This window comes from Streptomyces sp. NPDC093097, from assembly GCF_044754325.1.
Taxonomy (GTDB): domain Bacteria; phylum Actinomycetota; class Actinomycetes; order Streptomycetales; family Streptomycetaceae; genus Streptomyces.
This window is the reverse complement of the sequence record NZ_JBIVOW010000021.1, coordinates 40,282-58,334: the sequence shown is the minus strand read 5'-3', so window position 1 is coordinate 58,334 and position 18,053 is coordinate 40,282. Positions and strand designations below refer to the sequence as shown.

Genomic DNA, 18,053 nt, shown 5'->3' with positions numbered 1-18,053 from the left:
CTCCGTCAGTTCCCCCCACCGGTACGCGAAGAAGGGCATGGCACAGACGATGGCAGCGAAGACCAAGACGGCCGGTGACGGCAGCGGTCTGACGGAGATGTCCTGGGACCCGATCACCCGGATCGTGGGCAGCCTGGGCATCCACACGAAGATCGACTTCAAGCAGAAGCGGGTCGCCGAGTGCTACAGCACCTCGTCGGTCTTCCGTGGCTACAGCGTCTTCATGCGCGGCAAGGACCCGCGCGACGCGCACTTCATCACCAGCCGGATCTGCGGGATCTGCGGGGACAACCACGCCACCTGCTCCGTCTACACCCAGAACATGGCCTACGGGGTCAAGCCCCCGCACCTGGGCGAGTGGATCATCAACCTCGGCGAGTCCGCGGAGTACATGTTCGACCACAACATCTTCCAGGAGAACCTGGTCGGGGTCGACTACTGCGAGAAGATGGTCCGGGAGACCAACCCGGGTGTCTGGGAGCTCGCCCAGCGCACCGAGGCGCCGCACGCCGGTGACCACGGCTACCGCACCATCGCCGACATCATGACCTCCCTCAATCCCATCGAGGGCGAGTTCTACCGCGAGGCCCTCCAGGTCAGCCGCTACACCCGGGAGATGTTCTGCCTCATGGAGGGGCGCCATGTGCACCCCTCCACGCTCTACCCGGGCGGTGTCGGCACGGTCGCCAGCGTCCAGCTCTTCACCGACTACCTCAGCCGGCTGATGCGCTACGTGGAGTTCATGAAGCGCGTGGTGCCGCTCCACGACGACCTCTTCGACTTCTTCTACGAGGCGCTGCCGGGCTACGAGGAGGTCGGCCGGCGGCGGGTGCTGCTGGGGTGCTGGGGCGCCCTCAACGACCCCGAGCACTGCGACTTCACGTACCGCAACATGTCGGAGTGGGGCCGCCGGATGTTCGTCACCCCGGGCATCATCGTCGACGGGAAGCTGGTCACCAACGACCTGACGGACATCAACCTCGGCATCCGCATCCTGCTGGGCAGCTCCTACTACCAGGACTGGGAGGGCCAGGAGAAGTTCGTCACCCACGACCCGCTCGGCAATCCCATCGACGCCCGGCACCCGTGGAACCAGCACACCATCCCCGCCCCGCAGAAGCGGGACTTCAACGACAAGTACAGCTGGGTGATGTCGCCGCGCTGGTTCGACGGCAAGGACCATCTGGCGCTGGACACCGGTGGCGGCCCGATCGCCCGCCTGTGGTCCACGGCGCTGTCCGGGCTCGTCGACACCCCCTACGTCAAGGCCACCGGGAACAGCGTCGTCATCGACCTGCCGCGCAGCATGACCCGGCCCGAGGCCCGCTTCGAGTGGAAGATCCCGCAGTGGAGCAACGCGCTGGAGCGCAACCGCGCCCGCACCTACTTCCAGGCGTACGCGGCGGCCATGGCGCTGCACTTCGCCGAGCAGGGGCTGGAGGAGGTGCGCGCCGGACGCACCCAGACCTGGGAGAAGTTCGAGGTGCCGGACGAGTCCATCGGCTGCGGCTTCACCGAGGCGGTGCGCGGCGTCCTCTCGCACCACATGGTGATCCGGGACGGGAAGATCGCCAACTACCATCCGTATCCGCCGACGCCGTGGAACGCCAGCACCCGCGACTCCTACGGCACCCCGGGCCCGTACGAGGACGCGGTGCAGAACACCCCGATCTTCGAGGAGAACACCCCGGAGAACTTCAAGGGCATCGACATCATGCGGGCGGTGCGCAGCTTCGACCCGTGTCTGCCCTGCGGCGTCCACATGTACGTCGGCGGCCGGACCGTGCAGACCATGCACGTTCCCACCGGGCTGAGCGGGCTGGCCGGATGACCGCCCCCGCCGCCGCCCCGGACGCCGAACTGACCGGCCGCCGGGTCGAGGAACTGCTGGAGCGGCTCACCGGGCGCGGCGACGCCGCGACGGCCGCGACCGCCGAGGAACTCGTCCGGGTCCTGATGGACTTCTACGGTGCCGGGCTGACCCGCGTCATGCAGCTGGTCGAACGGCGTACCGGCGCCGACGGGCCGCGGGCCGCGCTGCTGGGCGACGCCCTGGTCAGCAGCCTGCTGGTGCTGCACGACCTGCACCCGGAGGACGCCCTGACCCGCATCGGCCGGGCGCTGGTGAGCGTACGGAGCCAGGACGCGGTGGAGGTCGTGGAGTTCGTGCCGGAGACCGGGGCGCTGCGGCTGGCGGAGAGTTCCTCCGGCGGCTGCGGGTGCGGTGGTGCGGCCGACCGGCCGGCGGTCGAGGGCGCACTGTCCTGCTTCGCGCCGGAGGTGGCCTCGGTGGCCTGGGAGAAGCGGAGCGCGGCGCCGGAGCTGCCGCTGCTCCAGATCTCCCGCCGCCCGTCGACCGCCGCCCCGGCGTCGTGAGCGCCCCGCGCACGGCCGCCCACGGCGGCCTGCGGCGTTTCCGGGCCCCGGCGCCCGCACAGCCCGAGCGCTGCGAACTGTGCAACGCCGAACTCGCGGGCCGGCACCGCCACTTGGCCGACATCAAGAGCCGAGCGCTGGCCTGTGCCTGTCCGCACTGCGCGTTGCTCTTCGAGCGGCCCGGCGCCGGCGGCGGCCGGTTCCGCACCGTCCCGGACCGCGTGCTGACCGATTCCGGCCACCGCCTCGACGACGCGGTCTGGGACCGGCTCCGGATCCCCGTCGGCGTCGCCTTCCTCCTGGACAACACCGCACTGGGGCGGGTGGTGGCGCTCTACCCGAGCCCGGCCGGTGCCACGGAGAGCGAACTCGCCCCGGACGCTTGGCAGTCCGTCCGCGACGCCACCCGCCTGGCCGGGCTCCTCACCCCCGACGTGGAGGCATTGCTGCTGCACCGCACCGACGGCCGGATCGACTGCCACCTGGTGCCGGTCGACCTCGTCTACGAACTCACCGGCCGGCTGCGGCTGTTGTGGCGGGGCTTCGACGGCGGGACCGAGGCTCGCGCCGCGCTGGCGGAGTTCTTCGCCGAGATCGCGGGCCGGGCCCGGGAGTCGCGGGAGGAGGGCCGGCGGCCGTGACCGATCTGTCCTTCGTCTGCACCGGTGTCCGCGCCGACCGCTACGCCGCCGCCCCCACCCTCCTCTTCCGGCTGCGGATCACCGCCGCCGGCGGGGCGCGGGTGCATGCGCTGGCGCTGCGCTGCCAGCTCCGCATCGAGCCGGCCCGGCGCGACTACGACGCCGAGGAGGCCGCCGCCCTGGCCGACCTCTTCGGTGCGCGGGCCCGCTGGGGCAGCACTCTCAAGCCCCTCCAGTTCGCGCAGGTCTCCCTCGTCGTCCCCGGTTTCGAGGGCGAGACCGAGGTGGACCTGCCCGTTCCGTGCAGCTACGACCTGGAGGTCGCCGCCGGCCGGTACATCCACGCCCTGCGGGACGGTGAGGTGCCGCTGCTGCTGCTCTTCTCCGGCACGGTCTTCGCCGGCCCGGGGGGCTTCCAGGTCGCCCCGGTGCCCTGGCACAAGGAGGCCGAGTGCCGTCTCCCGGCCGCGGTGTGGCGGGAGATGACCGACACCCACTTCCCCGGCTGCGGCTGGCTGCGGCTGCCGCGGGAGAGTCTGGACGCCCTGCTGGCGTTCCGGTCCGGGCACGCGCTGCCGTCCTGGGAGGCCACCGTCGCGGCGCTGCTGGCCGCCGCGGACGGTGCCGCGCCCGCCCGTCGGGCCTTCCCGGCCGTCGCCCGCCCCGCCACCGAGAGGACCGCGCCGTGACCGCCTCCGCGCCCACGGACACCCTGGCGGACCGGTTCGCCACCGCCCGGCAGGTCGCGGACGCCGTGCTGTTCGAGGGCTATGTGCTCTACCCCTACCGGGCGTCCGCCGCCAAGAACCGGCTGCGCTGGCAGTTCGGTGTCCTGGTGCCGCCCCGCTGGGGCGCCGACCGCGCCGAACACTCCCACCAGCGCACCGAATGCCTGATGGAGCCGCGCTCCGGCGCCCGGCTCGGCGCCGAGGTGCGGTTCCTGCGCGCACAGCGGCGGACCGTCCAACGCCTGCGCCCGGACGGCGAGTTCGAGACCGTGGCGGAACTGGAGCTGCCCGACCGGGTGCTGGTCCCCTGGGACGAGGGCGTCGAGGAGCGCTGCCCGGTCGACGTCCCGGTGGCCGAGCTCACCGGCGACGGTGTCACCGTCCCGTTCACCCGGCCCGCGGGCGAGGAGACCGAGCCGGTGCACGACGCGGACGGGCGGCAGGTGGGCCGGCTGGTGCGCCGCCGCGAGGAGGTTCGCGGGGTGCTGCGGCTGAGCGCGCGGGAGATCGAGGGCCCGTACGCGGTGTGGCACCTGACCGCGACGGTGGAGAACGCCGGCGGCTGGGAGCCGGAGCCGGCGGCGGAGGACCGGGACGCGGCCCTGCCCCGGTCGCTGGTCGCCGCGCACCTGCTGCTCGCGCTGACCGCGGGGCGGTTCCTGTCCCAGACCGACCCGCCCGAGTGGGCCCGGGGCGCGGTCGCCGGCTGCCGTAACGAACACACCTGGCCGGTCCTGGCCGGCCCGCCCGGCAGCGCGGACGTGGTGCTCTCCGCCCCGATCATCCTGGAGGACCACCCGGCCATCGCCCCCGAGAGCCCCGGCGCCCTCTACGACGCGCTGGAGATCGACGAGATCCTCACCCTGCGCACGGCCGCCCTCACCGAGCAGGAGAAGCGCGAGGCCCGCGGCACCGACGCCCGGGCCGCCGAGGTCATCGACCTCGCCGACGGGATGCCGCCGGAGGTCCTGGAGCGGCTGCACGGCGCCGTACGGGCGCTGCGCGAGGTGACCGGGCCCGACCCGGTCCCGGAGCCGGCCCGCCCGGACACCCCCTGGTGGGACCCCGCCGCCGACGACGCCGTGGATCCGCTGACCGACCGCATCACCGTGGACGGGCGCTCGGTGGGCGCCGGCAGCCGGGTGGCGCTGCGCCCCGGCCGGCGCCGCACCGACGCCCAGGACCTCTTCCTGCACGGCCGTACCGCGCGGGTCGAGGCGGTCGTGCACGACGTGGACGGCGGGGTGCACCTCGCGGTGACCGTGGAGGGCGATCCGGGCGCCGACATCCGGCGCGAACAGGGGCGGTTCCTCTACTTCCAACCCGACGAAGTCGCGCCCCTGGAGGACGAGTGACCAGCGACCCGCCCCGTACCCTCCCGCCCAGCCGCACCCTGATCGCCGGCGTCGGCAACATCTTCCTCGGGGACGACGGCTTCGGCGTCGAGACCGTCCGCGCGCTGGGCGAACACGCCCTGCCCGAGGGGGTGGAACTGGTCGACTCCGGTATCCGCGGCGTCGACCTGGCCTACCGGATGCTGGACGGCTACGACTCGGTGCTGCTGGTGGACGCCGCGGCGCGCGGCGGCACCCCCGGCTCGCTCTACCTCCTGGACGCCACCGACCCCGCCGACTCCACCACAGGGCCCGGCGCCACCCCGCTCGACGCCCACCACATGACCCCGGACGCCGTGCTGGCGCTGCTCGGCACGCTCAGCGCCGGAACCGGCGCCCGCCGCCCGGAGCGCGTCCTGGTCGTCGGCTGCGAACCCGCCGACACCGCCGAGGGGATCGGCCTGAGCGCACCGGTCGCCGCCGCTGTCGAGACGGCCGTCCGGCTCGTGCTGCGGCTGGTCGGCGCGGACGAGCCGGCGCCGGTCCCCACCGACACCACGGAGAGGAACACCACACCATGCTGAAGTTCGTTCTCGGCGGCGCCCTGGCCGCCGCTCTCGCCTTCGCCGTGCGCAGCACCCTGCCCGACATCAAGCGGTACCTGCGGATGCGTGCCATGTGACGCGGGGCGGTCCCGCGGGTGGCGGGGTGCGCTGCACCGAACGGTGTATGCCGCCGCGCCGCCCGGCGAGGCACCCCGGGCGCCCCGGGACCGCGCCGTCTAATTGAGGCCAGCGGCAACCGGTCGTCACACCCGAAAGAGACGGGCCGATGCACGAGATGTCCATCGCGCTGGCGGTCATCGACCAGGTCGAGAGCGCGGTCCGGCCCGCCGGCGCCACCGCGGTCAGCAGCGTCCGGCTGCAGATCGGCGAACTGGCCGGGGTGGTCCCCGACGCCCTGGCCTTCTCCTTCCAGCTCGCCTGCGAGGGCACGGTGCTGGCCGGTGCCGAGCTGATCACCGAACCGATCGCGGCCCGCGCCCGCTGCGCCCGCTGCGAACGGACCTGGCCGGCGGGTCTGCCGCCGTGCCTGAGCTGCCCCGGGTGCGGCGGGGCGTCCGTGGAGCTGCTGTCCGGCCGCGAACTGCGGATCGCCGACGTCAGCTGGCACGACGCCCCGGTACCCATCCCGACGCACGAGGAGCGCTGATCCCATGTGCCGTGTCCTTGACCTGCAGCAGGCGGTGCTCGCGAAGAACGACGCCTGCGCCCACACCCTGCGTGAGGACCTGGCGGCCCGCGGTACCGCGGTCGTCAACCTGCTCTCCAGTCCGGGCAGCGGCAAGACCGCCCTGCTGGAACGGGAGTTGACGCTCGCCCGGGAACGCGGGGTGCCGGTCGCGGCGCTCACCGCCGATCTGGCCACCGAGAACGACGCGGTCCGCCTGGCCCGTTCGGGAGTCCCGGTCAAGCAGGTGCTCACCGACGGACTGTGCCACCTGGAGGCCGAGATGCTCGGCGGGCACCTGGACGGCTGGCTGCCGATCGGCACCCGGCTGCTGTTCGTCGAGAACGTCGGCAATCTGGTCTGCCCGGCCTCGTACGACCTGGGGGAGACCCTGCGGGTGGTGCTGGCCTCGGTGACCGAGGGCGAGGACAAGCCGCTGAAGTACCCCACCGCCTTCGGGCTGGCCCATCTGGTCCTGATCACCAAGACCGACATCGCGGCGGCGGTGGAGTTCGACGAGGCGGCCTTCCTCGCCAACGTGGAACGGGTCAACCCCGGTGCCGAGGTGGTCCGCACCTCGGTGCGCGGCGGTGAGGGGGTCGGGACGCTGCTGGAGCGGGCCCTGGCGGCCCGGGACGGCGGGCCGGTGCACATCCCGGTGATGACCCGTCAGTCGCACCATGTGCACGACGGTCCCGCCGACCGGGCCGCGGACCGCGGCGCGGTGGGGTCGAGCCGCTCATGACCGTCGGGCAGCCCGGTGCCGGCACCGCTCCCCACGCTCTCGCCACTTCCCCCGAGCCTTCCGTTCCTGCGACGTCGTCGGAGCGGCAGGGCGCCCGCACCGGCGCGGTGTGCACCGCGCGCCCTGCCCGGGCACCCGCGACGGCCGTCGCCCGCCGCCGGTTCACCGTGCGCGGCATCGTCCAGGGCGTCGGATTCCGTCCGTTCGTCCACGGGCTCGCGGTGGAGCTGGGCCTGAGCGGGCATGTGAGCAACACCGGTGAGGGCGTGGTCGTCGAGGCCGAGGGCGCGCCCGACGCGCTGCACCGGCTGGCCGTGCGGCTGCGCGCCGAGGCGCCGCCGCTGGCGGCCGTGGAGGGCGTGGACGGTGAGGATGCCGTGGTCACCGGTGAGGCCGGCTTCGCCATCCTGCCCTCGCGCGCGGGGGGCCTGCCCCGCACGCTGGTCGCCCCGGACGCCGCCACCTGCGAGGCGTGTCTGGCCGAGCTCACCGATCCGGCCGACCGCCGCTACCGGCATCCGTTCCTCACCTGCACGCACTGCGGGCCGCGCTTCACCATCGTCCGCGCGCTGCCCTACGACCGCGCCCAGACCACGATGGCGGGCTTCCCGATGTGTCCGCGCTGCGCGGCCGAGTACGCGGACCCGGCCGACCGGCGGTTCCACGCCCAGCCCATCGCCTGCCATGACTGCGGCCCCCGGCTGCGCCTGCTGGCCGCGGGCCCGGGTGGCGCGGACGGTGCCGCGGGGCCGCCGCGTCCGGTGCCCGGTGACCCGGTGGCCGGCACCCGGCGGCTGCTCGCCGACGGCGCCATCGTCGCCGTCAAGGGGTTGGGCGGCTACCACCTGGTGTGCGATGCCGCCGACGACCGGGCGGTGACGGAGCTGCGGCGGCGCAAGGGCCGCGGGGACAAGCCGTTCGCGCTGATGGCGCGCCAACTCGCCGATGTGGAAGGGCTGGTGGAGGTCGGCGGGGCGGAGCGGGGGCTGCTGACCGGGGCGGAGCGGCCGATCGTGTTGCTGCGCCGGCGTCCCGGCGGGGCCGCGCCGGGAGCGCCGGCGGTCTCCGAGGCCGTCGCCCCCGGCTGCCCCGATCTGGGGCTGATGCTGCCGTACACCCCGCTGCACCACCTGCTGTTCGGTCTGCCCGGGGACCCCGACGGGCCCCGGTTGCTGGTGATGACGAGCGGCAATGTGTCCGGTGAGCCGCTGGTCACCGATGACGAGGAGGCCCTGGTCCGGTTGGCGCGACTGGCGGATGCCTGGCTCGGTCATGACCGGGCGATCCAGGTGCCGTGCGACGACTCGGTGGTCCGGGTCAGCGAGGGCGAGCCGCTGTACGTCCGGCGTTCGCGCGGCCGTGCTCCGTATCCGGTGCCGCTGCCGGTGCCGGTCCGGCCCGCGCTGGCCACCGGCGGGGACCTCAAGACCGTACTGTGCCTGGGGGAGGGGCGCCGGGCCTGGTTGTCGGCGCACATCGGCGACATGGACGATCTGGCCACCCAGTTGGCGTTCGAGCGGGCCGCCGGGCACCTGGAGACGATCACCGGGGTGCGGCCGCGGCTGCTCGCCACCGACCGGCACCCCGGCTACCGCACCGGTCAGTGGGCCCGCCGCAGCACCGACGGCCGGCCGCTGGTCCGGGTCCAGCACCACCACGCCCATATCGCCGCCGCCATGGCCGAACACGGCCTGGACGGGCGGCAGCCGGTGATCGGCGTCGCCTTCGACGGCACCGGCTACGGCGACGACGGCGCGATCTGGGGCGGTGAGATCCTCCTCGCCGACTACGCCGGGTACCGCCGCTTCGTGCAGCTCGGCTATGTCCCGCAGCCCGGCGGGGACACCGCCGTCCGCCGCCCGTACCGGATGGCCCTCGCCCACCTGCACGCCGCCGGCCTCCCCTGGGCCGCCGACCTGCCCCCGGTGGCGGCCTGCCCGCCCGATGAACTGCGCCTACTGGAGCGGCAGTTGGACCGCAACCTCAACTGTGCGCCGACCTCCAGCATGGGCCGGCTCTTCGACGCGGTCTCCTCGCTCGCCGGGATCTGCCAGCACGCCGGGTACGAGGCCCAGGCCGCGGTGGCGCTGGAGGCCGCGGCCCGCACCGCGGGTGAGGACCGCGGCACCGGCTACACCTTCGCGCTGCGCTCCGGCGTCCCGGCCGGCGGCGCCGCCGCGCTGGTCGCCGACCCCGCACCCGTCCTCGCCGCGATCGTCGAGGACGTGCGTGCCGGCACCGGGCCGGCGCTGGTCGCGGCCCGCTTCCACGCGTCCGTGGCCCAACTGGTGCGGCGTGTCTGCGGATTGGCCCGGGAGCGCACCGGACTGGCGACGGTGGCGCTGACCGGCGGGGTCTTCTGCAACACCCTGCTGGCCGAGAGCGCCGCCCGGATGCTGCGGCAGGACGGCTTCACCGTGCTGCGGCACCGCCTGGTCCCGCCCAACGACGGCGGACTGGCCCTCGGTCAGCTGCTGGTCGCGGCCCGGAGGCGCGGCGCCTAGCCCCCATGTACCCGCACCCGCACGACGAGGAGGAGCCATGTGCCTGGCGGTGCCCGGCAAGGTGATGGAGATCGAGGAACGGGACGGCACCCGGATGGCCACCGTCGACTTCGGCGGGGTGGTCAAGGAGGTGTGCCTGGAATACGTGCCGGACCTCGCGGTCGGTGAGTACGCGATCGTCCACGTGGGCTTCGCGATCCAGCGGCTGGACGAGGAGTCGGCCCGCCGGACCCTGGAACTCTTCGAGGAACTCGGGCTGCTCCAGGAGGAGTTCGGCGATCCGTGGGAGGCGGCTGCCGCGCAGGACGGGCCGCAGGCAGAGGAGGCACGGCAGTGAAGTACCTCGACGAGTTCCAGAACCCCGAGCTGGCCCGGCGGCTGCTGGACGACATCCGGGCCACGGCGACCCGGCCCTGGGCGCTGATGGAGGTCTGCGGCGGCCAGACGCACACCATCATCCGGCACGGTATCGACCAACTCCTGCCCAAGGAGGTCGAGTTGATCCACGGGCCGGGCTGCCCGGTGTGCGTCACCCCGCTGGCCGTCATCGACAAGGCGCTGGACATCGCCGCCCGGCCCGAGGTGATCTTCTGTTCGTTCGGCGACATGCTGCGGGTCCCCGGCACCGACCGGGACCTGTTCCGGGTGCGCAGCGAGGGCGGCGACGTCCGCGTGGTCTATTCGCCGCTCGACGCGGTGAAGATCGCCCAGCAGAACCCGCACCGCGAGGTGGTGTTCTTCGGTATCGGCTTCGAGACCACCGCCCCGCCCAACGCGATGGCCGTCCACCAGGCCCGCAAGCTGGGTCTGGAGAATTTTTCCATGCTGGTCTCGCACGTCCGGGTCCCGCCCGCGATCGAGGCGATCATGACCTCGCCGAGCTGCCGCGTCCAGGGCTTCCTGGCCGCCGGCCATGTGTGCAGCGTGATGGGCACGGCGGAGTACCCGGCGCTGGCCGACCGCTTCGGGGTGCCGATCGTCGTCACCGGCTTCGAGCCGCTGGACATCCTGGAGGGCATCCGGCGCACCGTCCGCCAGTTGGAGCGCGGTGAGCACACGGTCGACAACGCCTACCCGCGCGCCGTCCGGCCCGAGGGCAACCCGGCCGCCCGGGCCATGCTGGCCGACGTCTTCGAGGTCGCCGACCGTGCCTGGCGGGGTATCGGCACCATCCCCGCCAGCGGCTGGCGGCTCGCCGAGCGCTACCGCGACCACGACGCCGAACACCGCTTCTCGGTCGAGGGCATCGCCACCCGCGAGCCGGCGGCCTGCCGCAGCGGCGAGGTCCTGCAAGGGCTGATCAAGCCCAACGAGTGCCAGGCGTTCGGCACCACCTGCACCCCGCGCAACCCGCTCGGCGCCACCATGGTCTCCAGCGAGGGTGCCTGCGCCGCCTACTACCTGTACCGCCGGCTCGGCGTCACGCCGACCCCCTTGGAGGCGACCCCCGTTGTCTGACACCACCTCCTCGCGCCCCGCCACCGGACCGGGCCCCCGCGACCTGCCCACCGTCGACATCAGCGGCTGGACCTGCCCCGCCCCGCTGCGCGAGACCCCCCGTGTCGTCATGGGCCACGGCGGGGGCGGGGCGCTGACCGCCGAACTCGTCCAGCAGATCTTCGTGCCGGCCTTCGGCGGCGAACTCCTCGGCCAGCTCGGCGACTCCGCGGTCATCCCGCTCGGCGGGCAGCGGCTGGCCTTCTCCACCGACTCCTACGTGGTGCGGCCGCTGTTCTTCCCCGGCGGCAGCATCGGCGACCTCGCCGTCAACGGCACCGTCAACGACCTCGCGATGAGCGGCGCCCGGGCCGCCTTCCTCTCCTGCGGTTTCATCCTGGAGGAGGGCGTGGAGATGCCGGTGGTCGCCGGGGTCGCCGATGCGATGGGCGCCGCCGCCCGGGCCGCCGGGGTGGAGGTGGCCACCGGTGACACCAAGGTCGTCGAGGCCGGCCGCGGCGACGGGGTCTACCTCAACACCGCCGGTATCGGCGTCATCCCGCCCGGCGTCGACCTGCGGCCGCAGCGGGTGGTGCCCGGCGACGTGGTGATCGTCAGCGGGGACATCGGGGTGCACGGCGTGGCCATCATGAGCGTCCGCGAGGGCCTGGAGTTCGGCGTCGAGATCGAGAGCGACTGCGCGGCCCTGGGCGGACTGGTCCAGACGATGCTCGCGGTCACCCCCGATCTGCATGTGCTGCGCGACCCCACGCGCGGGGGACTGGCCGCCGCGCTCAACGAGATCGCCACCGCCTCGGCCACCGGTGTGGTCATCGAGGAGCAGGCCGTCCCCGTCCCGCCGGCCGTCGCCAACGCCTGCGCCATCCTGGGCCTTGATCCGATGTACGTCGCCAACGAGGGCAAGCTGGTGGCGTTTGTCCCCCGTGAGCATGCCGACGCCGTCCTGGACGCGATGCGTGCCCACCCGCTGGGCGCCGGCGCCGCGGTGATCGGCGAGGCCGTCGCCGCCCATCCGGGCATGGTGGTGGCCCGCACGCCGCTCGGCGGTACGCGGGTGGTCGACCTGCCGCTGGGCGAGCAGCTGCCCCGGATCTGCTGACGCGGGACGGGAGTTGACGACCGGGCACCGGTGCGCTGCGCTCCGGTGCCCGGCCGGGCGACCGGCGGTGTCACACCCACTGCTCTCCCGCCCCGGCCGGTGTTCCCGCAACTGCGGCCGCTCGTAAGGCCGTTACGCGAAGCGCCCCGTGCCGCCGCCTCATAGCGGGCGGCGGCACGGGGCGCTTCGGCGCGGGGGCCGGCTATCGAGTGTCGTGCATCAGGCGGGAGCCGAGCCAGTCGTCCTTGTCCCGTACCCCGGGCAGGACGAAGAAGTAGCCGCCGCCCTCCGGGGTGATGAAGCGGGACAGCGGCTCGTGCCGGAGCCGGTGCTGCACGGCGGCGAACTGCCGCTGCACGTTCTGCTGGTAGCCGCAGAAGACCAGTCCGAGGTTCATCCGCCCGTGCCGGTCGTAACCCAGGTCGTAGTTGTAACTCCGGCGCAGGAAGCGGGACTTGTCGGTGCGCGGGGTGCGCGGGTTGGCGAGCCGGATGTGCGCGTCGAGGGGGATCGTCCGGCCGTCGGGGTCGTGGTGGTAGTCCGGTGGGTCGTTCTCCTCCTTGCGCCCCAGGGGCGCACCGCTCGCCTTGTGCCGTCCGAAGATCTTCTCCTGGCGGCCCACCGGGACCCGGTCCCAGGTCTCGACGTGGAACCGGATCAGTCGCAGCACCTGGTAGCTGCCGTCCTCGGCCCAGTCCGGCTCCCCGCACGGCGGTGTCACCCAGATCAGCCGGTTCATCTCCTGCGGCGACCCGGTGTCCGGGTTGACGATGCCGTCCTTGAAGCCGACGAAGGTCCGCGGCGAGCCCGTGGGCCGGGACGGGTTGAGGAACGCGTCCCGGCGCCACCGCGGGCGCATCATCCCGTGGGTCTCGCGGCCCAGGTCGCGCAGGACGTGCACCACCGCGTCCGGGTGCTCGGCGCAGACCTGCAACGACAGGTCGCCGTGGCAGTGCGCGGGGTTCAGCCGGTCGTCGGGGAACGCCGGCATGGCCTTGAGATGCCGCGGCTTGTGCCCGGCCAGTCCGAACCGGTCGTCGAAGAGGGACGCCCCGACGCCGACCGTGACGCTCAGCGAGTCCGGGACCTGCGGATCCGTGGCGGTCTTCTCGTCCTTCGGCTTCACCCCGGCGGCCAGCACCCGGGACCGTTCGGTGATCTTCTTCAGCAGCCGCGTCAGGTCCGCGCGGTCCTGCCCCAGCACGTCGAACGCCACGAATCCGGCGAACAACTGCTGCGGGGTGGCGATGCCGGCCTGGTGCCGCCCGTGGAACGTGACGCGGTCCGGCGGCAGCTGCCGGCCGTCCTCGGAGCGGCCCTGCGGTGACGGCGACGCCCGGCCCGCCGGGACGGCCAGCGCCTCGCCGCCGCACAGTCCCGCGCCGGCCGCCGCGCCCGCGATCCCCGCCGCGTACTTGAGGAATCCCCGGCGTCCGTCGCCCTGCACCAGGGCCTGCTCGTCTTCGGTCCGCTCGTGTCTCATCGCCCAGCCATCCCCACTGCGGCACCCGCCGCCGATGTGCGTGCCCCTTGTTTGCGCGCGATCCTCGTGGCCGGTCCGGCGCCGCCGGGGAACAACACGGCCGGGCCCGTCGAAATCACGCCTGGGGTGGCGACCCGGCCGCCGAACGGCGCAGGCCCCCGCGCCGCCGCCGCCGTCTGCTCCTAGCGTCGGCGAGGTGACCCGCCCGACCGAGGACGACCCCGTCGACGTGCCGCTGCGCATCGTCCGGGGCCATGCCGAGCCCGAGGAACTGGCCGCGCTCGCCGTCATCCTGTGCGGTCGGCTCGCCTGGGCCCGGGCGCTCGCCGACGGCAGCCAGGAGGAGCCCCGCGACGACGGGCTCACCGAGCGCCAACTGCACAATCACCGTGTCCGGTGCGCGTGCTGGGCGGGTTGTTGGCTGTGCGGGTGACCGGCCGGTCTGCCGGTGCGGTCGGGGGCGAGTGTGCGGCGGTGTCCGGCGACCTTCCGGCGTCCGGTCGCGGGTGGCGGGTCGGCGTCAGGTGCGGCTTGCGCCCGGTGCCCAGCGGGCCGCGCCCAGGGCCGCGGCCAGGAAGCCGGCGGCCCCGGCCAGCGCCGCGGTGTGCAGTCCCGGTACCAGTCCGCCGGCGGTCAGCGTTCCGAAGACCGCGACGCCGAGGACGCTGCCCAGCTGGCGCGCGGCGTTGAAGACCGCGGCCGCCGCGCCGCCGCGGTCGCCGGGGACGGACTCCATCACCGCGGCGGTGGCGGCCGGCATGGTCAGCGCCGTCCCGAAACCGGCGGCGGCCATCGGGCCGACCAGTGCCGCGTAGGGCGTCCCGGGTCCCGCGCACAGCCAGCCGGCCAGCCCCGCCGCGCCGATGACCAGGCCCGCCACCATCGGCGGTCGCGGCCCGGTGCGCGCCGTCAGCCGGCCGGCCAGCGCCGAACCGGCCGCGACCAGGCCGACGGCCGGCAGCAGCGCGCAGCCGGTGCGCAGTGCGCTGTAGTGGTGGACGCGCTGGAAGTAGAGCGGGGCGAGGAACAGCAGCCCGTAGAAACCGGTGTTGAGCAGGACGCCGACGGCCGCGGAGGCGGTGAAGGCCCGGCTGCGGAAGAGGGCGAGCGGCAGCATCGGCGCCGTTGAGCGGTGTTCCAGGAACAGGAAGGCGGCCAGGCCGAGCAGGGCGAGGGCGAAGGCGCCGAGGACGAGGGGGTGGGTCCAGCCCAGGGGGCCGGCCTCGATGGCGCCGGCGGCCAGGGCCGCCACGCTCACCGCGGCGGCCGCCTGGGCCGGCACGTCGAGACCGCCGCGGGCCGGTCCGCCGGGGGAGCGCGGGACATGGCGGGTGGTCAGCACCAAGGCGAGCAGGGCCGGCGGCAGGTTCACCAGGAACACCGCGCGCCAGCCGAAGGCGGCGACCAGCGCCCCGCCGAGCACCGGCCCGGCCCCGGCGGCCAGCCCGGCGACCGTTCCCCAGACACCGAACGCCCGGGCACGGGCGGCCGGTTGGGTGTACGCGGTCCGCAGCAGCGCCAGCGACGCAGGTACCAGGAGGGCCGCGCCGACGCCCGGTGCGGGGGCGTGGAGCGTCGGGGGCGTCGGCATGCGGTCAGTGTCGGGCCGCGACGTTGCGGTGTCCGACGAAACGTCCTTGCCGCACGGCGCTGCCGGGGTGGGTGGTCGTCCGGCTCACCGACGCCGGGCGTCGGGGGTTGCAGGAGGCTTTCGGCCTTGACCCCGGACGGCTTGGTTAGGGCTCCGGCGAAGGCTTCACACTGCCGCAACGTTCGGCTTCCTGCTGGCGCGAACACGTCGAGTACTGTCCTGACCAGCGCGGACCGCAAGTCGAGGAGGCCGTTTCGTGGCGGAGCGTCAGGTGCCGGGGGAGCCCGTCGGGGACGGTACGACCGAAGTGCGGGCGCAGGAACGCCGGTTGCGGCGCGACCTGGGGTTCTGGGGACTGACCGGAATCGGCTTCTCCAACATCGTCGGCTCCGGCTGGCTGTTCGCCGCCATGTACGCCGCGCAGGTCGCCGGGCCGGCCTCGCTGCTGTCCTGGGTGGGCGCGGGTCTGCTCTGCGGGCTGGTCGCCCTGGTGATGATCGAGCTGGGCGCGTCCCGGCCGGAGGGCGGCGGTACCGTCCGCTGGCCGCTGCTCGCCAACGGCCGGCTGGTCGGCACCGTCGTCGGCTGGTCGGTGCTGCTGTCGGTCGGCGGCACCGCCGCCGAGATCAGCGCCATCATGCAGTACACCGCGCACTACCTCCCCGGCCTCTACAACGGCCACACCCTCACCGTCTCCGGACTGGCGCTGGCCGCCGGTCTGACGGTGCTGCTGACCGCGTTGAACTGGTTCGCGGTCCGGCTCTTCGCCCGTCTCAACACCCTGGTCTCGATCTTCAAGATCGGCGTTCCGATCGTCACCGTGATCGCCCTGATCGCCTCCGGCTGGCACGCGGGGCGCCTCACCGACCACGGCGGATTCGCGCCGTACGGCTATGTGGCCTGTCTGACCGCGCTGGCCGGCGGCGGCATCGTCTACTCCGTCAACGGCTTCCAGGCCCCGATGGACTTCTCCGGTGAGGCCCGCAACCCTCGTCGCACCCTCCCGTGGGCCGTTCTGGCCGGGATCGGCCTGGCGCTGGTGATGTACCTGGCGCTCCAGGTGGCGTACCTGTTCACCGTTCCAGAGAGCCTGCTCGGCAGCGGCTGGAAGGGCGTCTCCTTCGACTCGCCCTTCGGGCAGCTGGCCCTGATCCTCAATCTGCACTGGCTCTCCCACCTGCTCTACGCCGACGCGGTGCTCTCGCCCGGTGGTTCGGCCTATGTCGGGGTGGCCATCGACGCCCGGCACACCTACGCGCTCGCCAAGAACGCCACCATCCCGCGCTACTTCATGAAGGTCGACGAGGGCTCCGGCATGCCGCGCCGTGCCCTGGTGATCAACCTGATCGTGATCGTGCTGTTCCTGCTGCCGTTCGGCGGCTGGCAGGACATCGTCAGCGTCATGGGCGACATGTACCTGCTGGTCTACTCCGCCTCCGCGGTCGCGGTGGCGGTCTTCCGCACCGAGGCCGGCGGTGGCACGGCCGGGTGGGTGCCGGGGCTGCACTGGATCGCCCCGCTGAGCTTCGTGGTGGCCAGCGAGTTCGTCTACTGGTCGGGGTGGCAGCACCTGCGGCTGGCGCTGCCGCTGGTCCTCGCCGGGCTGCTGCTGTTCCTGGCGATGCGGCGGCCCGGTGCCCGGGTCGCGGAGAGCGACGGTGCCGGGCCGCGCCGCCCGCTGGCGGCCGAACTCGCCACCGGTGCCTGGCTGGTGGTCTACCTCCTGGTGCTCACCGCGGTGTCCTGGCTGGGCACGTTCAAGGGCTCTGGCCACCTGCCGGCACCGTACGACTCGCTCGTGGTGGCCGCCTTCGCACTGGGAGTGTTCTTCTGGGCGGTGCGCTCCGGCGTCGGCCAGTTGACCGCCGCCCGCCAGGCCGTGGCCTGAGTCCGCCGTGCCCCTGTCGTGAGCCGGTGGGGGTGCCTGCTGCCGTCAAGCGGATGGCCCACCGCCGAAATATGATGGGGCCATGCTTCGGCGTCGTCTCCCGCGGTCGGCGAGCGCCGACGATCTGCTGAGCAGGCTCGGGCGGCTGACCGCCCAGGCGCGGGCGGGCGCGGAGCTCCAGCGGGCCAGAGTGGAGCTGGCCGAGGTCCTGCAACGCGAGATGCTGCCGGCCGTCCTCCCGGAGCTGCCCGGTCTGCGCACGGCCGCCAGCTACGCCCCCGCCCGGCACGGGCTCGCCATCGGGGGCGACTGGTACGACGGTTTCGCCCTCCCGGACGGCTCGCTCGCCTTCTCCGTCGGTGACGTACAGGGCCACGACGTGGAGGCGGCCGCGTTCATGGGGCAGATCCGGATCGGGCTGCGGGCCGTCGCCGCCCATGCCCCCGATCCCGGCGAGGTGCTCAGCCGGGCCAACGACCTGCTGCTCTCCATCGACACCGAACTCTTCGCGACCTGCACCTTCGTCCGGTTCGACCCGGTGTCCTGGGAGTTGACCAGTGCCCGGGCCGGGCACGTCCCCGCGGTGTGGGCCACCACCGACGGCCGGTGGGGTCTGGCCGAGGACCCCGGAGGCATCCCGCTCGGTGTGGCGCCCGGGCAGCGGTATCCGGTCACCCGCCGCAGGCTCGCCGTGGCGGGTGCGTTCGTGCTGCTCACCGACGGGGTGATCGAGGGGCCGTCGTTCCCCCTGGAGGCCGGGCTGGCGGAGGTGTCCCGGCTGGTCGGTGCCAAGGCCGGGGACGATCCGGCCGAGATCGCCGATGCGGTGCTGTGCGTCGCCGAGCTGACCGGGCACACCGACGACGCCGCGGCGATCGTGCTGCGCCACGACGCGGCCCGGCGGGGACGGGAGTGAAGCCCGGGGCCGCGAGTGCGTGTCGTGGCCGGGGCCCGGCCGCCGGCGTTGTCTGATGGC

General features: G+C 73.8%; 18 protein-coding genes. 16 read left to right on the top strand and 2 right to left on the bottom strand.

Annotated features, from left to right (window positions below):
* Positions 1–49 precede the first annotated feature (49 nt).
* From ACIQE0_RS29690 to hypE, 13 genes are all read left to right on the top strand, one after another.
* Positions 50–1,831 (top strand): nickel-dependent hydrogenase large subunit, encoded by a 1,782-nt coding sequence (locus ACIQE0_RS29690; protein WP_366338038.1) that lies wholly within the window; start codon positions 50–52, stop codon positions 1,829–1,831.
* Positions 1,828–2,376: a hypothetical protein gene (locus ACIQE0_RS29685; RefSeq protein ID WP_402338019.1), complete on the top strand. Its 549-nt coding sequence runs from the start codon at positions 1,828–1,830 to the stop codon at positions 2,374–2,376. Before ACIQE0_RS29690 ends, ACIQE0_RS29685 begins: the two co-directional genes overlap by 4 nt.
* Entirely contained in the window at positions 2,373–3,017 is a 645-nt protein-coding gene (locus tag ACIQE0_RS29680) for a DUF5947 family protein (protein WP_366338002.1), read from the top strand. The genes ACIQE0_RS29685 and ACIQE0_RS29680 overlap by 4 nt, the downstream gene beginning before the upstream one ends.
* On the top strand, positions 3,014–3,706 hold the full coding sequence (locus ACIQE0_RS29675) for a DUF6084 family protein (protein ID WP_402338016.1): 693 nt from the start codon (positions 3,014–3,016) through the stop codon (positions 3,704–3,706). The genes ACIQE0_RS29680 and ACIQE0_RS29675 overlap by 4 nt, the downstream gene beginning before the upstream one ends.
* Complete coding sequence (locus ACIQE0_RS29670) at positions 3,703–5,100, top strand: hypothetical protein (protein WP_402338013.1); 1,398 nt, start codon at positions 3,703–3,705, stop codon at positions 5,098–5,100. Before ACIQE0_RS29675 ends, ACIQE0_RS29670 begins: the two co-directional genes overlap by 4 nt.
* On the top strand, positions 5,097–5,663 hold the full coding sequence (locus ACIQE0_RS29665) for a hydrogenase maturation protease (protein WP_402338010.1): 567 nt from the start codon (positions 5,097–5,099) through the stop codon (positions 5,661–5,663). Before ACIQE0_RS29670 ends, ACIQE0_RS29665 begins: the two co-directional genes overlap by 4 nt.
* The gene (locus tag ACIQE0_RS29660) at positions 5,657–5,761 is read left to right on the top strand and encodes a DUF6893 family small protein (protein ID WP_384092858.1); all 105 of its coding nucleotides are present in this window, start codon (positions 5,657–5,659) and stop codon (positions 5,759–5,761) included. The genes ACIQE0_RS29665 and ACIQE0_RS29660 overlap by 7 nt, the downstream gene beginning before the upstream one ends.
* A 149-nt stretch (positions 5,762–5,910) precedes the next feature.
* Positions 5,911–6,291, top strand: a complete 381-nt coding sequence (locus tag ACIQE0_RS29655) for a hydrogenase maturation nickel metallochaperone HypA (RefSeq protein WP_366338010.1) — start codon at positions 5,911–5,913, stop codon at positions 6,289–6,291.
* A gap of 4 nt (positions 6,292–6,295) precedes the next feature.
* Positions 6,296–7,054, top strand: coding sequence for a hydrogenase nickel incorporation protein HypB (gene hypB, locus ACIQE0_RS29650; RefSeq protein WP_402338006.1), 759 nt, complete (start codon positions 6,296–6,298; stop codon positions 7,052–7,054).
* Entirely contained in the window at positions 7,051–9,558 is a 2,508-nt protein-coding gene (hypF, locus tag ACIQE0_RS29645) for a carbamoyltransferase HypF (RefSeq protein ID WP_402338003.1), read from the top strand. Before hypB ends, hypF begins: the two co-directional genes overlap by 4 nt.
* Before the next feature lie 37 nt (positions 9,559–9,595).
* A complete protein-coding gene (locus ACIQE0_RS29640) occupies positions 9,596–9,895 on the top strand; it encodes a HypC/HybG/HupF family hydrogenase formation chaperone (RefSeq protein WP_366338016.1) in 300 nt (99 codons plus the stop codon).
* Entirely contained in the window at positions 9,892–11,016 is a 1,125-nt protein-coding gene (gene hypD, locus ACIQE0_RS29635) for a hydrogenase formation protein HypD (RefSeq protein WP_402337999.1), read from the top strand. Before ACIQE0_RS29640 ends, hypD begins: the two co-directional genes overlap by 4 nt.
* Positions 11,009–12,115, top strand: a complete 1,107-nt coding sequence (hypE, locus tag ACIQE0_RS29630) for a hydrogenase expression/formation protein HypE (RefSeq protein WP_366338020.1) — start codon at positions 11,009–11,011, stop codon at positions 12,113–12,115. Before hypD ends, hypE begins: the two co-directional genes overlap by 8 nt.
* A gap of 202 nt (positions 12,116–12,317) precedes the next feature.
* Here the strand turns inward: hypE and ACIQE0_RS29625 are convergent, their stop codons facing one another.
* On the bottom strand, positions 12,318–13,598 hold the full coding sequence (locus tag ACIQE0_RS29625; protein WP_366338022.1) for a Dyp-type peroxidase: 1,281 nt from the start codon (positions 13,596–13,598) through the stop codon (positions 12,318–12,320).
* 196 nt (positions 13,599–13,794) lie between these two features.
* On the opposite strand from ACIQE0_RS29625, the gene ACIQE0_RS29620 reads away from it, so the two are divergent.
* Positions 13,795–14,031, top strand: coding sequence for an acyl-CoA carboxylase subunit epsilon (locus ACIQE0_RS29620; RefSeq protein ID WP_402337994.1), 237 nt, complete (start codon positions 13,795–13,797; stop codon positions 14,029–14,031).
* 87 nt (positions 14,032–14,118) lie between these two features.
* Here ACIQE0_RS29620 and ACIQE0_RS29615 read toward each other — a convergent pair whose 3' ends face one another.
* Positions 14,119–15,189, bottom strand: a complete 1,071-nt coding sequence (locus ACIQE0_RS29615; protein WP_402337991.1) for an MFS transporter — start codon at positions 15,187–15,189, stop codon at positions 14,119–14,121.
* 328 nt (positions 15,190–15,517) lie between these two features.
* Between ACIQE0_RS29615 and ACIQE0_RS29610 the strand changes: the two genes are divergently transcribed.
* Together ACIQE0_RS29610 and ACIQE0_RS29605 are read left to right on the top strand one after the other, a co-directional pair.
* Positions 15,518–17,077, top strand: a complete 1,560-nt coding sequence (locus tag ACIQE0_RS29610) for an APC family permease (RefSeq protein WP_402338221.1) — start codon at positions 15,518–15,520, stop codon at positions 17,075–17,077.
* A gap of 82 nt (positions 17,078–17,159) precedes the next feature.
* Positions 17,160–17,993: a PP2C family protein-serine/threonine phosphatase gene (locus ACIQE0_RS29605; RefSeq protein WP_366338028.1), complete on the top strand. Its 834-nt coding sequence runs from the start codon at positions 17,160–17,162 to the stop codon at positions 17,991–17,993.
* The last annotated feature ends 60 nt before the right edge of the window (positions 17,994–18,053 follow it).